This is a genomic window from Streptomyces sp. NPDC088707 (genome assembly GCF_044752725.1).
Lineage (GTDB): Bacteria > Actinomycetota > Actinomycetes > Streptomycetales > Streptomycetaceae > Streptomyces.
Genome location: NZ_JBIVLV010000003.1, coordinates 397,438 through 415,557, shown reverse-complemented (window position 1 = coordinate 415,557; position 18,120 = coordinate 397,438). Strand labels below are relative to the sequence as shown.

The following is an 18,120-nucleotide window of genomic DNA, read 5'->3' as shown; positions in this document are numbered from 1 at the left end:
CGGGACGACCTAGTGGCACGCGTGCGCAATCGGATCGCCGGAGTCATCAGCTTCTTCGGCGAACTCCTCATCACGGCGGGCCTGGTGCTCGGCCTCTTCGTCGTCTACTCCCTGTGGTGGACCAACGTCCTCGCCGACCGCGCCGCCGACCAGGACGGCGCCCAGGTCCGCGACCGCTGGGCCGACGGGCCCGGGGCGCTCGACACCAAGGACGGCATCGGCTTCCTCCACGTGCCGGCGATGAACAACGGCGAGGTCCTGGTCAAGCAGGGCACCGAGAGCGCCATCCTCAACAACGGCGTCGCCGGCTACTACACCGACCCGATCAAGTCCGCGCTCCCGCAGGACAAGCAGGGCAACTTCACGCTCGCCGCGCACCGGGACGGACACGGCGCCAAGTTCCACAACATCCACAAGTTGAAGAACGGCGACCCGATCGTCTTCGAGTCCAAGGACACCTGGTACGTCTACAAGGTCTACAAGTCCCTGCCGGAGACCACGAAGTACAACGTGGACGTCCTCCAGCCCGTCCCCAAGGAGTCGGGGAGGACGAAGCCCGGCCGGTTCATCACCCTGACCACCTGCACCCCCATGTACACCTCCGACTACCGGTACATCGTCTGGGGCGAACTGGTGCGCACGGAGAAGGTCGACCGCGACCGTACGCCTCCGGCGGAGCTCCGCTGAGGCGACCCGCGCGGGAAAAGGGGAGAGCCCCGGCATCCACTGGATGCCGGGGCTCTCCCCTTCGAACGGTCCGACCGTCCGCGCGGTCGTGGCGGCCTCAGTCGAAGATGCCGCCGACCCCGCCGTTGTTGTCTCCGCCACCGGGATTGCCGCCCTGGTTGCCGCCGCCGCCCATCGTGAAGACGGTGACGGTGTCCCCGGTCTTCACCGGCGTACCCGCGGGCGGGTTCGTGGCGACGACCGTGGCGTCCTCCTTGTCCGAACCCTGCTGGACGACCACCAGACCGAGCGCCTCGAGCTGCGCCTTGACGTCCTTGAAGGGCCGGCTGGTCAGGTCGCCCGGGATCGGAACCTGGGTCTGCTGCGGGCCCTTGGAGACCTTCAGCGTGATCTGGGTCTCCTTGGACTGGTCCGAGGGACCCTGCGGAGTCTGGTCGACGACGATGCCCGCGGGCTGGTCGGAGTCGACGTCCTCCTTGGTGATGTTGGTGAAGCCGACCCCGTTCAGCTGCTGAACGGCCTGGTCGTAGCTCCGCGTCTTCACGTCGGGGAGCTGCAGCAGCTTCTGCTTCGCGACGGTGATCGTCACCTCGGAGTTCGTCTCCGCCTTGGTGCCGCCGTCCGGGTTCTGCTGCAGGACCGTGCCGGGGTCCTCGTCGGACTCCTGCTGTTCGACCTTGACCTTGAAGCCCTTGGCCTTCAGGGACTGCTCGGCGCGCTCCTGGGACTGCTCCTGGACGTCCGGAACCTCCACGAGCGGCGCGCCCTCGGAGACGTACACCTGGATCGTGGCACCGGTGTCGATCTTCGCGGTGCCGTCCGCGACGGGATCCTGACGGCAGATGGCGCCCTTGGGCTGGTCGCAGCGCTCGGTGCCGGCCTCTTGCACCTTCACCTCCGCGTTGGTCGCCCGCTCCGTCGCCACCGCGACCGTCTGGCCGACCAGCTGCGGAACGGCGACCTGCCGGGTGCCGTCCTTCTTGTCGAACAGCGAGACACCGATGAAGATCGCGCCGACGAGCACCAGGATGCCCGCGAGGGCCAGCAGGATCGTCGAGGTGTTCGACTTCTTCGGGCCGCCGCGACGGCGGTCCGGGCGGTCGTCGTAGCCGTAGCCGTCGTCCGTGTTGATCGGGGGCAGCATCGAGGTCTGGCCCGCCGGGTCGGCCTGGCGCAGCGCCGTCGTCGGCTGGTCCTCCGGATAGCCGCCGTAGCCCCCGCCGTACGCGGGGGCGCCCGCCATGCCCATCCCCATGCCCATCGCGGCGGCGGCCGCGACCGGCTGTCCGTCGAGGCAGGCCTCGATGTCCGCGCGCATCTCGTCGGCGGACTGGTACCGGTAGTCGGGGTCCTTGACCAGCGCCTTGAGGACGATGGCGTCCATCTCGGGCGTGATCTCGTGGTCGAAGTTGCTCGGCGGCTGCGGCTCCTCGCGGACGTGCTGGTACGCGACCGCGACCGGGGAGTCACCGATGAACGGGGGACGGACGGTGAGGAGCTCGTACAGCAGGCAGCCCGTGGAGTACAGGTCGGAGCGGGCGTCGACCTGCTCGCCCTTGGCCTGCTCGGGGGAGAGGTACTGGGCCGTGCCGATCACCGCGGCGGTCTGCGTCATGGTCATGCCGGCGTCGCCCATGGCGCGCGCGATGCCGAAGTCCATGACCTTGACCTGGCCGGTGCGCGTCAGCATGACGTTCGCCGGCTTGATGTCACGGTGCACGATGCCGGCGCGGTGCGAGTACTCCAGTGCCTGGAGGATGCCGACCGTCATCTCGAGGGTGCGCTCGGGCAGCAGCTTGCGCCCGGAGTGCAGCAGCTCACGCAGGGTCGACCCGTCGACGTACTCCATCACGATGTACGGGATGGAGACGTTGTCGACGTAGTCCTCGCCGGTGTCGTAGACCGCGACGATCGCCGGATGGTTCAGCGATGCGGCGGACTGTGCCTCACGGCGGAACCGGGCCTGGAAGGACGGATCGCGGGCCAGGTCGGCCCGCAGCGTCTTCACGGCGACGGTGCGGCCGAGCCGGGTGTCCTGGGCGAGGTACACCTCGGCCATGCCACCACGGCCGAGCACCGAGCCCAGCTCGTACCGGCCGCCGAGGCGACGCGGCTCTTCCATAGCTAATCCAGCCCTCTCCGTCTGTCCCGACCGCACCCATGGGTGGTCCGGCGGTGTGTGCTGTTCGCGGATACGGTACCGGCCCCGGGAAGACGATCCGCCCGGGGCCGGTAGCTGATACCTGACCGGTACCTGGCATGAACGGGGCTGAGACGTCAGCCCCGGGTCTTCAGGACCGCCTTCATCACGGCCTTCGCGATCGGGGCCGCGAGACCGCCACCGCTGATGTCCTCACGCGAGGTGCCCGCCGAGTCCTCGACGATCACGGCGACCGCGACCGGGGAGCCCTCGGCGGTCTTCGCGTACGAGATGAACCAGGCGTAGGGGCGCTTCGCGTTCTTGTCGCCGTGCTGCGCCGTACCCGTCTTGCCGCCGACCTTGACGCCGTCCATGTTCAGGTCGGCGTTGCCGCCGGTGCCGTTGGTGACGACGCTCTCCATCATCTGCTGGAGCAGCTGCGCGTTCTCCTGCGAGACCGGGCGGCTCATCTCCTCCGGCTCGGTCTTCTTGAGCAGGTCGACGTTGGGGGCGCGCAGCTCGTCGATCATGTACGGCTTCATCAGCTTGCCGTCGTTGGCGATCGCCGCCGTGACCATCGCCATCTGGAGCGGGGTGGTCGCGGTGTTGAACTGGCCGATGGAGGAGAGGGCGTTGCCACCGCGGTCGGCCGTCTTGTCGTAGACCGAGGCGGAGGAGCGGACCGGGGTGAACTGCTCGGCGTTGAAACCGAACTTCTCGGCCATCTCCACCATCTTGTCGCGGCCGACGTCGTCGCCGAGCTTCGCGAACACCGAGTTGCAGGAGATGTCGAGGGCACGCTTCAGGCTGGCGTTGGCGCAGCCCTGGGCGTGGTTGACCATCTCCCGGTTGGAGAGGGGGATCTTCCAGCCCTCGGGAGTGTCGGTCTTCGCGTCGATGTCCTTGACCTTGCCGTTCTCCAGAGCGGCGGCGGCGGTCACGACCTTGAAGACGGAACCGGGCGGGTAGATCTCACGGATCGCGCGGTTCTGCTTCGGCTTGCTCTTGTCCTTCTCCAGCGCCACCCAGGCCTTCTCGTCCTTGGCGGAGTACCCGGCGAAGGAGGAGGGGTCGTACGAGGGGGTGGACGCGAGCGCCAGGATCTTGCCGGTCGACGGCTCGATGGCCACGACGGCACCGGTCTTCTTGCCGAGCCCCTCGAAGGCGGCCTTCTGCGCGGCGCCGTTGAGGGTGGTGACGACGTCACCGCCCTTCTTCTTCTCGCCGGTGAACATGGCGAGCGTGCGGTCGAAGAAGAGCCGGTCGTCGTTGCCGGTGAGGATGCCGTCCTCGATCTTCTCGATCTGGTTGGCGTCGTAGGCCTGCGAGGCGTAACCGGTGACCGGGGCCCACATGGGGCCGTCGGTGTAGGTGCGCTTGAACTTGAAGTACTCGTCCCCGGAGTCGACCGAGCCGGTGACCGGCTTGCCGTCGACGATGATGTTGCCGCGCTCGTTCGCGTAGCGCTCGATCTGCACCCGGCGGTTCTTGGGGTGGGCGTTCAGCTCGTCCGCACGGACGAACTGGAGCCAGTTGTCGCGCACGAGCAGGGCGAGGATGAGCAGGCCGCAGAAGATCGCGACCCGGCGCAGCGGCTTGTTCACGGACGGACCACCTGGGTCATCTCGGCGTCGGGGGACGGGGCGGGCGCGGGCGCGGGCCGGCGCGCGGTGTCGCTGATCCGGATCAGGATGCCGATCAGAGCCCAGTTGGCGATCACGGAGGATCCGCCGTACGCGAGGAACGGCATGGTCATACCGGTGAGCGGGATGAGCCCCATCACACCGCCGGCGACGACGAAGATCTGGAGCGCGAACGCGCCGGAGAGGCCCATCGCGAGCAGCTTGCCGAAGGGGTCGCGGGCGGCGAGCGAGGTGCGGATGCCGCGCTCGACGATCAGCCCGTAGAAGAGCAGGAAGACCATCACACCGGCGAGCCCGAGCTCCTCGCCGACCGTGGCGAAGATGAAGTCGGAGTTGGCGGCGAACTGGATCAGGTCGGAGTTGCCCTGGCCGAGACCGGTGCCGAGGATGCCGCCGGAGCCGAAGGACATCAGCACCTGGGTCATCTGGTCACAGGCGTACGCCATGTTGGTGCCGGGAGGCGCCGTCTTCAGGCACTCGAACGGGTCGAGCCAGGCCGCCACACGGGACTGCACGTGGCTCGCCGTGGAGCCGACGACCACCGCACCGGCGACGGCCATCAGCAGACCCATGACGATCCAGCTGGTCCGCTCGGTCGCCACGTACAGCATGATCACGAACATGCCGAAGAACAGCAGCGACGTACCCAGGTCGTTCTCGAAGACCAGGATGAGGAGGCTGACCGCCCAGATCGTCAGGATCGGGCCGAGGTCGCGGCCGCGCGGCAGGTAGAGCCCCATGAAGCGCCGGCTGGCCAGGGCCAGGGCGTCACGCTTCACCATCAGGTAGCCGGAGAAGAACACCGCCAGGACCAGCTTCGCGAACTCACCGGGCTGGATGGAGAAGCCGCCGACACGGATCCAGATCTTGGCACCGAAGACGTCCGCGCCGAGGCCGGGGACGAGCGGGAGCAGCAGCAGGACGAGCGCCACGACCATGGAGATGTACGTGTACCGCTGGAGGACCCGGTGGTCCTTCAGGAGCAGCAGCACGCCCACGAACATGGCGATGCCGATGGCGGAGTACATCATCTGGTTCGGTGCGGACGCGCTGAACGCGCCGTACTGGCGTTTCGCCAGGGCGATCAGCCGCGGCGACTGGTCCAGACGCCAGATCAGCACCAGGCCCATGCCGTTGAGCAGGGTCGCCAGGGGCAGCAGCAGCGGGTCCGAGTACGGGGCCCACTTCCGCACCACGAGGTGGGCGACGCCCGCGAGCAGCGCGAGCCCGAGCCCGTACCCGAGCATGCCGGCCGGGACCTTGCCGTCGATGGCCAGGCCCACGTTGAGGTAGGCGAACACCGGGATGATGACGGCGAACGCCAGCAGCGCCAGCTCGGTGTTGCGGCGGCTCGGCGCCTCGATCGCGCCGATGGTGGTCGTGTTGGTGACAACGCTCATGGTGGTGAAAGGCCCCCTACGGGTGCTTACTGCTTGCCGCAGTTCGAGGCCAGCTTCTGCTCCTCCGCGGTGAGGGTGGGACCCGGGGTCGGAGCGGCTGTGGTGGGCTTGGGGTCAGGGGTGGCGGCGCCGTCCGGCGTCTCGGCCGGCGGCTTGCTCGCCTGGTCGGCCGCCTTCTCGGCGGCCGCGCGGCGCTCCGCGGTCTTCTTGCAGGCCGAGGCCTGCACGGCCAGCTCGGCGATCTTCGTCTCGGCCTTGGCGAGGGTGCCGCCCGTGATCGTGTCCTCGACCTGCTTCTGCTGGTACGCGGGGAGGTACTTGAGTTCGATCTCGGGGTGGTCCTTCTCGACCTTCGACAGCGAGACCCAGGCAAGGTCCTGGCTGATGCCCTGGTACAGCGCCACGTGCTGGTCCTTGGACCCGACGAAGTACTGGGTCTGCGTCCAGCGCCAGCCGCCGTACAGCCCGCCGCCGATGATCGCGAGGACCAGGATCAGGAAGAAGGAGCGCTTCAGCCACTTGCGGCCCTTGCGCGGCTTCACGAAGTCGTCGTCGGTGTACGACTCGAAGGAGCCCTGCGGGGGCATTCCGCCGTAGCCGTGGTCCTCGCCGCTCCCGGGCGGGCCGAACCCGCCGGCGGGCGGCTGCTGGTGCGGCGCCGGGCGGCCGAGCCCGGAGGCGCGGCCGGCCGGGGTCTGCATCGCCCCGCCGTCGTTCAGCTGGGCGGCCTGGTTCTCGGCGACCGCGCCCACGATGACCGGGGTGTCGCTGAGGTGACCGGCGAGGGTGTCGCCGCCGTCGACGTCCAGGACGTCGGCGACGATCACCGTGATGTTGTCGGGGCCGCCGCCGCGCAGGGCGAGCTGGATCAGCTCCTGCACGGTCTCCTGCGGGCCCTGGTAGCTGGCGAGGGTGTCCTCGAGCGTCTGGTGCGAGACCACGCCGGACAGCCCGTCGGAGCAGATCAGGTACCGGTCGCCGGCCCTGACCTCACGGATGGAGAGATCGGGCTCGACGTGGTCGCCACTGCCGAGCGCGCGCATGAGGAGCGAGCGCTGCGGGTGGGTGGTGGCCTCTTCCTCGGTGATCCGGCCCTCGTCGACGAGCCGCTGGACCCAGGTGTGGTCCTGGGTGATCTGGGTCAGCACACCGTCGCGCAGCAGATAGGCGCGCGAGTCGCCGACGTGCACCAGACCGAGTCGCTGGCCGGTCCACAGCAGGGCGGTGAGCGTGGTGCCCATGCCCTCGAGCTGCGGGTCCTCCTCGACCATCATCCGGAGCTGGTCGTTGGCGCGCTGCACCGCCGTACCGAGCGAGGTGAGGATGTCGGAGCCGGGGACGTCGTCGTCGAGCGTGACGAGGGTGGAGATCACCTCGGAGGAGGCGACCTCACCGGCGGCCTGGCCGCCCATGCCGTCGGCGATGGCGAGCAGCCGGGGGCCGGCGTAGCCGGAGTCCTCGTTGCCCTCGCGGATCATGCCCTTGTGCGAGCCCGCGGCGAATCGCAGGGACAGAGTCATGCGCACCTGCCCTGTCGACGCTGCATCGGGGTACAGCCGGTCTCGACCCACACTGCCCACCCTCCGGTCGCTCCGGTCACGCCGGTCGCTCCAGTCGCTCCGGTCGGGAGCCCGGCACGGCCTGTGGCGGGGACCGTCCCGACTCGCTCGCTCCGCTCGCGCCTATTCATGATGTAGCACTACTTCCGCAGCTCGATGACGGTCTTGCCGATGCGGATCGGCGCGCCCAGCGGAATGGGTGTGGCGGTGGTGAGGCGGGTCCGGTCGAGATACGTGCCGTTCGTGGACCCGAGATCCTCGACGATCCACTGGCCGTCCCGGTCCGGGTAGATCCTCGCGTGCCTGCTGGACGCGTAGTCGTCGTCCAGCACGATCGTCGAATCATGGGCCCGGCCCAGCGTGATCGTCTGCCCCTGGAGGGCGACGGTCGTGCCGGTGAGGGTGCCCTCGGACACGACCAGCTTGGTCGGGGCGCCGCGGCGCTGCCGCCCAGCGCCCGCGGTCTGCTGGCCGCGCTGCTGCGGAGGCGCGGCGGCCTGCCGCGCCTGCTGCTGCTGCGGTCGCGCCTCCTGGCGCCGTGAACCGCGCTGGGTGACCCGCGTACCGAAGAGGTCGCTGCGGATGACCTGGACGGCCACGATGACGAACAGCCACAGAACGGCCAGGAAACCCAACCGCATGACCGTCAGGGTCAGCTCTGACATTGCCCCCGCTTCACCCTTCGGCTTGCCGGTAAACGATGGTGGTGCTGCCCACGACGATCCGCGAGCCGTCGCGGAGCGTAGCGCGGGTGGTGTGCTGCCCGTCCACCACGATGCCGTTGGTGGATCCCAGATCCTGGATCGTCGAGGGCGTTCCGGTCCGGATCTCGCAGTGCCGGCGGGAGACGCCGGGATCGTCGATCCTCACGTCCGCGTCGGTGCTGCGGCCGAGGACCAGGGTCGGGCGCGAGATCTGATGGCGGGTGCCGTTGATCTCGATCCAGCGGCGCACCTGGGTGCCCGCTCCCCCGTGCGTACCGGGGCCGGGGGCCGCGGGACGGCCCGCGGCGGCGGCCGCCGGCCGGTGGCCGGGAGCGCCGGGCGGCGGGGAGGCGGGCATGGGCGGGGCGCCGGCCGGGGGGTACCCGTAACCGCCGCGGCCCTGTCCCTGGCCCTGCTGCTGGTGAGGCTGCTGCTGGCCGCCCGCGGGCGGCTGCGACTGTGACGTACTCGACGCCAGGGTGCGGCTGCGGACGCGGTACAGACCGGTGTCGAGGTCCTCGGCCTTCTCCAGGTGGACCTTGATCGGTCCCATGAAGGTGTACCGCTGCTGCTTCGCGTAGTCCCTGACCAGGCCGGCGAGCTCGTCGCCGAGCTGACCCGAGTAGGGGCTGAGGCGCTCGTAGTCCGGCGCGCTCAGCTCCACGATGAAGTCGTTGGGGACGACGGTCCGCTCGCGGTTCCAGATCTGCGCGTTGTTGTCGCACTCGCGCTGGAGCGCGCCCGCGATCTCGACAGGCTGGACCTCGGACTTGAACACCTTGGCGAAGGTGCCGTTGACCAGACCTTCGAGACGCTGCTCGAAACGCTTCAGGACTCCCATGGGGCACCTCCTCCGTCGTTGTCGTCCTGGTACTGCTTACTGATCGTATCCACGCGTCGGGAAATCGGCTGGTTCCCCTTCTCTGCCCTGTGGACGAGTGTCACCTCTCACAAGCTTTCCCCACGGATCGTAGAGGCGGCCTGTGGACAGTGTCCCGCACCCGGCTGTGGGAGCGGGGGCTCGGTCGAGGTCTGGGGGTGGTTCGGGGGTGGTTCGGGTCGATCCGGGCCTGTTCGAGGGCGATCCGGGCCGGAACGGGGGCGGTCCGAGGCCGGAACGGGGGTGGAACGGGACGGGTCGGGGGCGGATCAGGGACGGAGCGGGGGCGGTCCGAGGCCGGATCGGGGCCGGATCGGGGGCGGTCCCAGACTGTCCCGGGTGATACATCCCTCTTTCTTGCCCCTCCTCCCTCTTCTCCGTCTCCTTCCTCTTCTCCGTCTTCCTCCGCTTCATCCCTCCGCCTTCCCTCCTGTCTCCCCTTCGCCTGGTGTCCTTCCCCCACCCTCCTTCCCCTCTCTGCGCATCTGTCCCTCCCTCACCTTGGTCTGCGTGAGCGGAGGCCAAACAACGGATGTGAATCCACGGTCTGCGACGTGCTAATCTTCTGATGTCGCCAGGCGCTCGCACCGCAAAGTGAGAGAGCCCGGAGCACACCCAATGCGCGGGTGGCGGAATAGGCAGACGCGCTGGATTCAGGTTCCAGTGCCCGAAAGGGCGTGGGGGTTCAACTCCCCCCTCGCGCACCAGTAGGAAACGGTCGGCATCGTGATCACGATGCCGACCGTTTTCGTTTGTCCCCTGATGTGACCAGGTGGACTGACCTCGGGTGGGGTGAGCGGACGGGGTGTGAGGTGGCTCGCAGACGACCGGGGTCGGAGGAACGCGAAAGGGGCCCGGCATCAGCCGGGCCCCTTTCTTCTCGTAGCGGGGACAGGATTTGAACCTGCGACCTCTGGGTTATGAGCCCAGCGAGCTACCGAGCTGCTCCACCCCGCGTCGGTGATGCCACTCTACACAAGTTCGAGCCCGCCCCCTCCCGCCCACCATGACCAAGGTCACACCGGACGCCCGCGGGTGGCGCGGGTCAGCGGATTCCCGTCCGGTCGAGCAGGGCCGTGGGGCCGTGCCCGGTGAGCAGCCGGGTGTCCCCCGGGCAGAGGTCGGTGACCAGACGGAGGGAGTCCTCCATGCTCGGCGGGCTCGCGGTCGGCGCGTCCGCGCGTCCGCGGCCGCCCGCGAGCAGGGTGTCGCCGGTGGCGAGGAGGGGCTCGTCGCCGTCGTCGAAGCGGAACATCACCGAGCCGCTGGTGTGGCCGGGCGTGTGCAGCACCGTGACGGTGCCGGCGGCGAGGGCCAGTTCACCGCCCCGCTCGGGGAGTTCGCGCACCTCGTCCGGTTCCCGGTCCGGGTGGCCGACGAGCAGGTCGCGGGGAAACGAGTCGGGCAGCCCCCTGGCGGGAGCGCCGAGTTGGTAGCGGTCGGCCGGGTGGATCCAGGTGGGGACGCCGTAGTGCCGGGCGAGCGGAACGGCGTCCCAGGTGTGGTCCATGTGGCCGTGGGTGATGAGGATGGCCTCGGGTTCGAGGCGGTGGGCGCGGACGGTTCGCAGGACGGTCTCGCGGGACTCGTGTCCGGGATCGACGACGAGGCAGGGGTTTCCCGGTCCGGCGGCGACGATGTGGACGTTCGTTCCGAACATGCCGGTGGCGGCGGTCAGGACGAGCAGGCGCATGGCTGGGGACCTCGTACGTTCAGCGCGCGCCGACCGGTTCCGGCAGGGCGGCGAGTTCGGCCAGGGCCTCCGGGGGAAGGGTCAGGGAGCCGGCCTCCACGTTGTCCTCCAGGTAGCGGCGGGTCTTGGTGCCCGGGATGACGGCCACGTGCGAGAGTTCGCTCTGTACGGACGCCACCGGGTGGAGCGCGTGGGCGCGGCCGATCTCCGCGACCGAGGCCTCGGAGAGCCCGATCGCGCCGAGCTTGCCCTCCTTCACCAGCTCCGCGAGCGCGCCGCGGCGGGGCGGCCCGGACGGGGCGCCGGGCCACGGCGCGCGCTGCGGGTCCGGTGGCCGCGGGCGGCTGTCCCGGGGCGCGACTTTTGTCGACGGCGGGTGCGACGAAAGAGGGACGACCCGGGACCGGCCCGCCGCCTACGGTGCGAGCGTGGACGTTACGTCGAAGTCGGGGACCCGGAGTTCGTACGGGATCGGGGCCGCGCTCGCCGCAGGGTGGGCGTGGTTCGCGGTGCCGGGGCAGTGGTCGGGGCGCAGGATCACCGGTGAGCTGGCACTCGCCGCGGTCGTCGCGCTGCTCGGCGCCGGGACCGAGGACCTCCTGGGCGGCGAGGGCTGGGTGCTGGGCCTCGTCGCCGCCGGGTCCGCCCTGCTGTCCCTCGTGCGCCGCAGACTGCCCGCGAGCGTGCTCGTCCTGACCGCGGGACTCACGCCCTTCGTGCCCGGCTTCGGGCCCCTGCTGCTGGTCGTCGGCTGGTCCTCCGGCCGGTACATCGCGGGGGCGGGCCGCGCGCTCGCCGCGTTCATCGCCGCCTTCGTCCTGAACGTCGGGGGGAGCCTCGTGGGGCCCTGGGAGGGCGGCCGGCTGCTCACCATCGCCCTCACGGCGACCCTCTACTACCTGGGCACCACCCTGGCCCCCGGCCTCGCCCACCGCTACTGGACCCAGCGGCGGACCCTGCTCCACGCGCTCCAGGAGCGCAACGCCCAACTGCTGCGGGAGCGGACCATGGTGGTCGGGCAGGCGCGGCTGCGGGAGCGACAGCGGATCGCCCAGGACATGCACGACAGCCTCGGGCACCAACTGGCCCTGATCGCCGTCCACACCGGAGCCCTCGAAGTGGACCGGGAGCTGAGCGACCGCCAGCGCGAGGTCGTCGGCGTCCTGCGGAACGCGTCGGTGACCGCGATGCACGAGCTGCGGGAGGTCGTCGGGATCCTGCGCGACGGGATCGAGGCCCCCGACGGTTCGGCGGCCGCGGCACCCGGGCGGTCCGGGGGCGAGACGGGCCGCGCGGCGCGCGGGATCGCGGGCATCGAGGGACTCGTCGAGGCGGCGCGCACGGCCGGCACGGCGGTCGGCCTGAGACGCTCGGGGGAGGAGCGGTCACTGGCTCCGGCCGCCGACCACGCCGCGTACCGGATCGTGCAGGAGGCCCTCACCAACGCCTACAAGTACGCGCCGGGGGCGGCGATCGGCGTCGACCTGCGGTACGAGCCGGACACCTTCGTCGTCGAGGTCCTCAACGAGAAGCCCACCGAGGAGCCCGCCAAGGACGTGGTGAGCGGCGGGCAGGGGCTGACCGGTCTCGCCGAGCGGGCCCGGCTGGTGGGCGGCATGTGCCACGCGGGCCCGGCCGACGGCGGCGGGTTCCGGGTCGCCGGGATGCTGCCCTACGGCGCGGCGCCCCTCGCGGAAGCAGCGCCTTTGGTCGATGCGGCCGACGACTTCCGGCAGCAGACCACGAAACCGCTGGTGGGTGATGGTCGTCCGGTCGCGGTCGGACCGACCGACTGGACGTTCACGGAGCGGGAGCTGGCCATGGCGATGCGTGGGGGAAGAGGCAGAAGCACGGGCGGGTCGATCGCGCTGGGCTGCGGGATCGCGTTCGCCGCGTTCGCCCTGCTCGTGGTGGTGGCGGGCGTCGGTGTCTACTTCCTGATGGGATCGGTGAAGGAGGGGATGATCGAGCCCGCGCAGTACGACGCGGTGAAGGTCGGGGCGCCGGAGAAGGAGGTGCGCGACCGACTCCCGTCCGGCGACACGATCGCCACCGCCGGCCTCAGCGGCAAGGGACCGGCGCAGCCGGAGGGCGCCGACTGCCTGGTGCTGATGTCCTCGGAGCTCAGCGACTCCTTCGAGAAGGAGCCTGTTTTCCGGTTCTGCTTCAAGGACGGCAAGCTGATCGAGAAGAAGTCGTACGAGGTCGAGGCGCGCTAGCGCCGACCCGCCCGTACCGGAGCCGTGGGGAGTAGCTGTGGCAGGGCAGCCCATCAGGGTCGTGATCGCCGACGACGAGCCGCTGATCAGGGCCGGGATCCGGATGATCCTCACCTCCGACCCGGAGATCGAGGTCGTCGCCGAGGCCGCCAACGGCCGGGAGGCGGTCGAGGCGACACGGGCGCACGCCGCCGACGTGGTGCTGCTCGACATCCAGATGCCGGTGCTCGACGGCCTCTCCGCGCTGCCGGAGATGCGCCGGGCGGCGCCCGCGGCCCGGGTGATCGTCCTGACGACCTTCGGGGAGCGGGACAACGTCCTGCGGACGCTGGAGCACGGGGGCGCCGGGTTCCTGCTGAAGGACACGGCACCCGCGGAGCTGATCCGGGCCGTACGGGCTGCCGCGGCGGGCGACGCGTATCTGTCGCCGGCGGCGACCCGCCATGTCGTGGAGCGGCTCGCCACGGGCCGGGAGGCGGCCCGCGCCGAGGAGGCACGGGGGCGAGTGGCGGGCCTGAGCGAGAAGGAGCGCGATGTGCTGGCACTGCTCGGCGAAGGGCTCTCCAACGCGGACGCGGGGAAGCGGCTCCACATGAGCGAGGCCACGGTGAAGACGTATGTGAGCCGGATCCTCGCCAAGCTGGACTGCGAGAACAGAGTCCAGGCGGCACTGCTGGCACGCGACGCGGGGCTGTAGCGGGCCTGCAGCGGGCCTGCAGCAGGCCCGCATCAGGGCTCTGCAGTGCTCGTGCAGGAGCGCTCCGCGCCCTGCCCGCACGCGGCGGGCGGGGGGCACGGCGCAGGAGGTGACAGAGCAGGCCGTCGCCGTCCGGAGAGTTGTCCACAGGCCCCTGTCCACAGGGGCAGACGACCGCTCGGGTGCGGCGGTACCGTCAGGCCGGATGATGTTGGACTTTCGTATCGGGGGAGGGCAGGCCATGGACGACAACCAGGTCGTCGTGCCGGGACAGCGCGACACGGACGGCGCCGCGGACGGCGGGTCGGACAGCGGCTCGGACGGCGTGCGCGTGCCGCACGTGCCGGGCTTCGCCCGCCGGGCCGCCGTCGGCGGCGGGACCGCCGCGACCGCGGCCTCCCCCAAGGAACGCGGCAAGGCACTGCGCGAGACCGTCCCGCGCTCCGCCCACCGGCAGCCCGCCCTCGCCGCCGACCGTCCCGACGCCGTCCGGGCCGTCGAGGAGTCGAACCGGGACCGCGTCCCCGAACTCGCACCGATACGGGTCGGCAGGATGGCGGCCAGCCCCTTCACCTTCCTGCGCGGAGCCGCCGGGCTCATGGCCCAGGACCTCGCCGGCACCCCCGTCACCGGGATCGCCGCCCAGCTGTGCGGCGACGCCCACGCGGCCAACTTCGGGCTCTACGGAGACGCGCGCGGCCGGCTCGTCATGGACCTCAACGACTTCGACGAGACCGTCGTCGGCCCCTGGGAATGGGACCTCAAGCGGCTCGCCACCTCCCTCGTCCTCGTCGGCCGGGAGGTGGGAGCGAGCGAGGACCTGTGCCGGGCCGCCGCCTTCGACACCGTCGGCGCCTACCGGCGCACCATGCGGCTGCTCGCCCGCCTGCCCGCCCTCGACGCGTGGAACGCCATCGCCGACGAGGAGCTCGTCTCCCACACCGACGCCCGTGACCTCCTCGGCACCCTGGAACGGGTCTCCGCCAAGGCCCGCAACAACACCAGCGCCCGGTTCGCGGCCCGCTCCACCGAGGCCGTCACCGACACCGAGGGCGGCGGCCGCCGCTTCGTGGACGCTCCCCCGGTCCTGCGCAGGGTGCCGGACAGCGAGGCGGCCGCCGTCGCCGCCTCCCTCGGCCCCTACCTGGAGACCGTGTCCGAGGACCGGCTGCCGCTCCTCGCGCGGTACGCCGTCCACGACGTCGCCTTCCGGGTCGTCGGCACCGGCAGCGTCGGCACCCGTTCCTATGTCGTGCTCCTCCTCGACCACCGGGGCGAGGCGCTCGTCCTGCAGGTGAAGGAGGCGCGGCCGTCCGCCCTGCTGCCCCATCTGCCGACCGCCGGATTCACCGTGCCCGATCCCGGCCACGAGGGGCGGCGCGTGGTGCTCGGGCAGAAGCGCATACAGGTCGTGAGCGACATCCTGCTCGGATGGACCACGGTGGAAGGGCGCCCCTTCCAGGTGCGCCAGTTCCGCAACCGAAAGGGCAGCGTCGACCCCGCCGCACTCACCGTGGACGAGGTCGACGACTACGGCCGGATGACCGGGGCCCTGCTCGCCCGCGCCCACGCCCACAGCGCCGACCCGCGCCTGATAGCCGGGTACTGCGGGAAGAACGAGGAGTTCGACGAGGCCGTCGCCGCGTTCGCCGTCTCCTACGCGGACCGCACCACCGCCGACCACGCCGACCTGCTCACCGCCGTCCGAGCGGGCCGCATAGCGGCGGAACTGGGCGTCTGACCGACGCCCCGAGCAGGCCGCGGGGCGCGCCGCGCGCCGCCGGGGCACGGGGGAGGACGGGCACGGCGGCTCGCTGCCCCTGTCCGGGGCATGAGGGGGGAGGGTGGGGAGGGGGAGGGGAGGGGGGGGAGGCCCCCCCGGAAGGACCGTAGGCTGGGTGGGACGAGCCGGAACGAGGACGTGGGCGGGCGTAGACGTGAGCGTGCACCAGGGTGCGAACGAGGGCCCCGAGAGCGAGCGGCCTCAGGACGAGCCGTCCCCGAGCGAGTCGCCGCAGCAGGAGTCGGGCCGAGACGAGTCGCCGCGGCAGGGACCCGGCGGGGACGAGGCGCCTGCGGGCGGGGCGCTGCGGGCCGAGCAGCAGGACGAGCGGCCCGAGGCGCGGCTGGAGCGGGCTGTGCGGGTGGCCGAGCAGGCGCTGATCGAGTTCGAGATCGCCGTCGAGACCTTCCGCGTCGAGGTGGACAACTTCTCGCGGCTGCACCACCAGAAGCTCGGCCCGATGTACGCGCGGCTCGACGAGCTCGACGCCCGGATCGCCGAGGCGCGGGCGGCGCGGACCGGAGACCCCGAGGATCTGCGGCGTGCGCAGGAGGCACGGGCCGCCGTCATGCCGATGCCCGGGGTGGACGAGCTGTTCCACGACTGGATCGACTCCGACGGCTTCTCCCCCGAGGCCGAGGCCATGCTCACCGACCGTCCGGTGCGGCCGCCGAAGCGGGTCCGGCCCAACGAGGAGGTCCGCAGGCTCTACCGGGAGCTGGCCCGCAAGGCCCACCCCGACCTGGCCCGCGAGGAGGACGAGCGGAAGCGGCGCGAGGAGTTCATCACGCGGGTGAACGCCGCCTACGCCCGCGGCGACGAGGCCGCCCTTCGTGAGCTGTCCGCCGAGTGGGAGGCCGGTCCCGTGCCGGCCGAGGAGCGGCTCAGCGAGAGCGAGGAGCTGTACGCGCGCCTCGAGTGGCTGGCGCAGCGCAAGGACATGCTGTCGACGCTGGCGCGCGAGCTGGAGGAGAGCGCGATCGGCGCGATGCTGCGGATGGCGCCGGAGGACCCGGACCGTCTCCTGGACGAGATCGCGGAGCAGCTGCTCGCGCAGGTCTCCGAGCGGGAGAGCGAGCTGGCCGGGCTGGTGCAGTAGGTTTTTCCGTGCGCTCGAGACCCTTCGGGCGGTACTGATCGAGAGAAGGCCGGTCCCATGAATTTCTCCCCTCTGCCCTCGGTGGACGCGGCTTCCGTGCCGGCCGATGCCCTGGTGCTGGACGTCAGGGAGGACGACGAGTGGGCCGCCGGGCATGTCGAGGGTGCGCTGCACGTGCCGATGAGCGACTTCGTGGCCCGCTTCGGTGAGGTGACCGAGGCGGTGGCCGAGCGCGGTCGCGCGTATGTGATGTGCCGGGTGGGTGGCCGGTCGGCGCAGGTCACCCAGTACCTGGTGCAGCAGGGCTTCGACGCGGTGAACGTCGAGGGCGGCATGCTCGCCTGGGACGGTGCCGGACGTCCGATGGTGACGGGTACCGGAAGCCCGGCCTTCGTTCTCTGACGTTCCTCCGGCTTTCCCGCCCGGCTCCGGCGGGGCTCAGTCGAGGGGGTGGGCGGCCAGGAGGTCGCCCAAGGCGTCCTCGTGGGCCGCGGCGGGGCCGAGGGACAGCTCCAGGTGTTTGGCCCAGGCGTGGAAGCGGTGCAGCGGGTAGTCGGTGTCCGCGCCGAAGCCGCCGTGCAGGTGCTGAGCGGTCTGCACCACCCGGCGTACGCCCTCGGAGGCCCAGATCTTCGCGACGGCGATGTCCCCTTCGGCGGGGAGTGCCGCTTCGGCTCCGCTGGACAGGCGCCATGCCGCCTGCCAGAGGGTGACCTCCATGGCCCGCAGGTCGATGTAGCGGTCGGCGGTCTGGACGGCGACGGCCTGGAAGGTGGCGACGGGGTGGCCGAACTGTTCGCGTTTTCCGGTGTATTGGCTCGTCATGGTGAGGACGGCCTCGCCGAGGCCGAGGGCGAGCGCGCAGGTTCCGGTGGTGAGGAGTCCGCGCAGCCAGTCCCAGGCGCCTTCGGCGTCGATGACGTCGGTGCTGTCGAGGCGGACGGCGTCGAGCCGTAGTTCCGCGAGGAGTTCGCCGCTGGTGGAGTACTGGGCGGTGAGGGTCAGTCCGTCGTGTGTGCGGGGCAGTAGGGCGAGGACGGTGGCGCCGTCGGGGGTGTGCGCCGGTACGGCGATGATGTCGGCGCCGTGGGCCCAGGGGACGGCGGTCTGCAGGCCGTCGAGGATCCAGTCGGTGCCGTCGCGGTGGGCGGTGACGGCGCGTTCGGCGGGGTCGTGGCCGGTGCGTCCCTGGGAGGCGGCGGTGAGGACGAGTTCGCCGCGGCTTACGCGGGGGAGCAGTTCGGCGGCTGTCTTCGGGGGTGCGTACCGCTCGATGGTCGTGGCGACGGCGCTGGTCTCCAGGAGGGGGACGCGGGCCAGGACGCGGGCCGATTCGCGCAGGACGAGGCAGAGGGCGACGGGGTCGAGTCCGCCGCCGCCGTGCTCCGGGGACACCACGAGGCCGAGGAGGTCGGCGGTGGCCAGGCGGGACCAGAGCGGTCGGTCGAGGTCCTCGGAGACGGCGCCCGGGGTGAGGGCGGGGCTCGGTACCGCGTCGGGTGTGACGCCCGAGAAGACCGCCTTGGCGGCCTCGACGGCTGCCTGCTGCTCTTCGGTGAAGGTGAAGTCCACTGCTCTGCCCTCCCGTTGTGCCCCTGCTGGTCCTGACGGTTCGT

At 71.1% G+C, this 18,120-nt stretch carries 15 protein-coding genes and 2 tRNA genes; 7 read left to right on the top strand and 10 right to left on the bottom strand.

Going from position 1 to position 18,120, the window contains the following annotated elements; all coding sequences use genetic code 11:
- The first annotated feature begins 12 nt into the window (after positions 1-12).
- Positions 13-687, top strand: a complete 675-nt coding sequence (locus ACIP84_RS12665; RefSeq protein WP_355957155.1) for a class E sortase — start codon at positions 13-15, stop codon at positions 685-687.
- A gap of 97 nt (positions 688-784) precedes the next feature.
- Here ACIP84_RS12665 and pknB read toward each other — a convergent pair whose 3' ends face one another.
- The 6 genes from pknB to ACIP84_RS12635 all read right to left on the bottom strand — a co-directional run bounded on the left by pknB (position 785) and on the right by ACIP84_RS12635 (position 8,974).
- Positions 785-2,809: a Stk1 family PASTA domain-containing Ser/Thr kinase gene (gene pknB / locus ACIP84_RS12660; RefSeq protein ID WP_401797764.1), complete on the bottom strand. Its 2,025-nt coding sequence runs from the start codon at positions 2,807-2,809 to the stop codon at positions 785-787.
- Between the two features lie 155 nt (positions 2,810-2,964).
- Positions 2,965-4,431, bottom strand: a complete 1,467-nt coding sequence (locus ACIP84_RS12655; protein ID WP_401797762.1) for a peptidoglycan D,D-transpeptidase FtsI family protein — start codon at positions 4,429-4,431, stop codon at positions 2,965-2,967.
- On the bottom strand, positions 4,428-5,870 hold the full coding sequence (locus ACIP84_RS12650; protein WP_319315426.1) for an FtsW/RodA/SpoVE family cell cycle protein: 1,443 nt from the start codon (positions 5,868-5,870) through the stop codon (positions 4,428-4,430). Before ACIP84_RS12650 ends, ACIP84_RS12655 begins: the two co-directional genes overlap by 4 nt.
- A 26-nt stretch (positions 5,871-5,896) precedes the next feature.
- Positions 5,897-7,390, bottom strand: coding sequence for a Stp1/IreP family PP2C-type Ser/Thr phosphatase (locus ACIP84_RS12645; RefSeq protein WP_355957148.1), 1,494 nt, complete (start codon positions 7,388-7,390; stop codon positions 5,897-5,899).
- Between the two features lie 179 nt (positions 7,391-7,569).
- Entirely contained in the window at positions 7,570-8,094 is a 525-nt protein-coding gene (locus ACIP84_RS12640) for an FHA domain-containing protein (protein ID WP_401797759.1), read from the bottom strand.
- 10 nt (positions 8,095-8,104) lie between these two features.
- Positions 8,105-8,974: a DUF3662 and FHA domain-containing protein gene (locus ACIP84_RS12635; protein WP_355957145.1), complete on the bottom strand. Its 870-nt coding sequence runs from the start codon at positions 8,972-8,974 to the stop codon at positions 8,105-8,107.
- Positions 8,975-9,633: 659 nt separating this feature from the next.
- On the opposite strand from ACIP84_RS12635, the gene ACIP84_RS12630 reads away from it, so the two are divergent.
- A tRNA-Leu gene (locus tag ACIP84_RS12630) sits at positions 9,634-9,720 on the top strand.
- Between the two features lie 176 nt (positions 9,721-9,896).
- On the opposite strand, the gene ACIP84_RS12625 is transcribed toward ACIP84_RS12630, so the two are convergent.
- The 3 genes from ACIP84_RS12625 to ACIP84_RS12615 form a co-directional block, all read right to left on the bottom strand.
- Positions 9,897-9,970: transfer RNA gene (locus ACIP84_RS12625), tRNA-Met, on the bottom strand.
- A gap of 88 nt (positions 9,971-10,058) precedes the next feature.
- Entirely contained in the window at positions 10,059-10,706 is a 648-nt protein-coding gene (locus ACIP84_RS12620) for an MBL fold metallo-hydrolase (RefSeq protein WP_401797757.1), read from the bottom strand.
- A 19-nt stretch (positions 10,707-10,725) separates the two neighbouring features.
- Complete coding sequence (locus ACIP84_RS12615) at positions 10,726-10,968, bottom strand: hypothetical protein (protein ID WP_401797981.1); 243 nt, start codon at positions 10,966-10,968, stop codon at positions 10,726-10,728.
- Positions 10,969-11,134: 166 nt separating this feature from the next.
- Here ACIP84_RS12615 and ACIP84_RS12610 point away from each other — a divergent pair, with 166 nt between their 5' ends.
- The 5 genes from ACIP84_RS12610 to ACIP84_RS12590 all read left to right on the top strand — a co-directional run bounded on the left by ACIP84_RS12610 (position 11,135) and on the right by ACIP84_RS12590 (position 16,906).
- Positions 11,135-12,925, top strand: coding sequence for a sensor histidine kinase (locus tag ACIP84_RS12610; protein ID WP_401797755.1), 1,791 nt, complete (start codon positions 11,135-11,137; stop codon positions 12,923-12,925).
- Between the two features lie 37 nt (positions 12,926-12,962).
- Positions 12,963-13,622, top strand: coding sequence for a response regulator transcription factor (locus ACIP84_RS12605; RefSeq protein WP_355957135.1), 660 nt, complete (start codon positions 12,963-12,965; stop codon positions 13,620-13,622).
- Between the two features lie 241 nt (positions 13,623-13,863).
- Positions 13,864-15,363: a DUF2252 domain-containing protein gene (locus tag ACIP84_RS12600; RefSeq protein WP_401797753.1), complete on the top strand. Its 1,500-nt coding sequence runs from the start codon at positions 13,864-13,866 to the stop codon at positions 15,361-15,363.
- A 346-nt stretch (positions 15,364-15,709) separates the two neighbouring features.
- Positions 15,710-16,504, top strand: coding sequence for a hypothetical protein (locus tag ACIP84_RS12595; protein ID WP_401797980.1), 795 nt, complete (start codon positions 15,710-15,712; stop codon positions 16,502-16,504).
- A gap of 57 nt (positions 16,505-16,561) precedes the next feature.
- Positions 16,562-16,906, top strand: coding sequence for a rhodanese-like domain-containing protein (locus ACIP84_RS12590; RefSeq protein ID WP_055599075.1), 345 nt, complete (start codon positions 16,562-16,564; stop codon positions 16,904-16,906).
- Between the two features lie 36 nt (positions 16,907-16,942).
- Here the strand turns inward: ACIP84_RS12590 and ACIP84_RS12585 are convergent, their stop codons facing one another.
- Complete coding sequence (locus tag ACIP84_RS12585) at positions 16,943-18,076, bottom strand: acyl-CoA dehydrogenase family protein (protein ID WP_401797751.1); 1,134 nt, start codon at positions 18,074-18,076, stop codon at positions 16,943-16,945.
- Between the last annotated feature and the right edge of the window lie 44 nt (positions 18,077-18,120).

Coding starts and splice junctions, on each gene's coding strand:
- ACIP84_RS12590 (WP_055599075.1), top strand. CDS start 16,562: ATGAATTTCTCCCCTCTGCCCTCGGTGGACGCGGCTTCCGTGCCGGCC.
- ACIP84_RS12650 (WP_319315426.1), bottom strand. CDS start 5,870: ATGAGCGTTGTCACCAACACGACCACCATCGGCGCGATCGAGGCGCCG.
- ACIP84_RS12640 (WP_401797759.1), bottom strand. CDS start 8,094: ATGTCAGAGCTGACCCTGACGGTCATGCGGTTGGGTTTCCTGGCCGTT.
- pknB (WP_401797764.1), bottom strand. CDS start 2,809: ATGGAAGAGCCGCGTCGCCTCGGCGGCCGGTACGAGCTGGGCTCGGTG.
- ACIP84_RS12600 (WP_401797753.1), top strand. CDS start 13,864: ATGGACGACAACCAGGTCGTCGTGCCGGGACAGCGCGACACGGACGGC.
- ACIP84_RS12645 (WP_355957148.1), bottom strand. CDS start 7,390: ATGACTCTGTCCCTGCGATTCGCCGCGGGCTCGCACAAGGGCATGATC.
- ACIP84_RS12620 (WP_401797757.1), bottom strand. CDS start 10,706: ATGCGCCTGCTCGTCCTGACCGCCGCCACCGGCATGTTCGGAACGAAC.
- ACIP84_RS12635 (WP_355957145.1), bottom strand. CDS start 8,974: ATGGGAGTCCTGAAGCGTTTCGAGCAGCGTCTCGAAGGTCTGGTCAAC.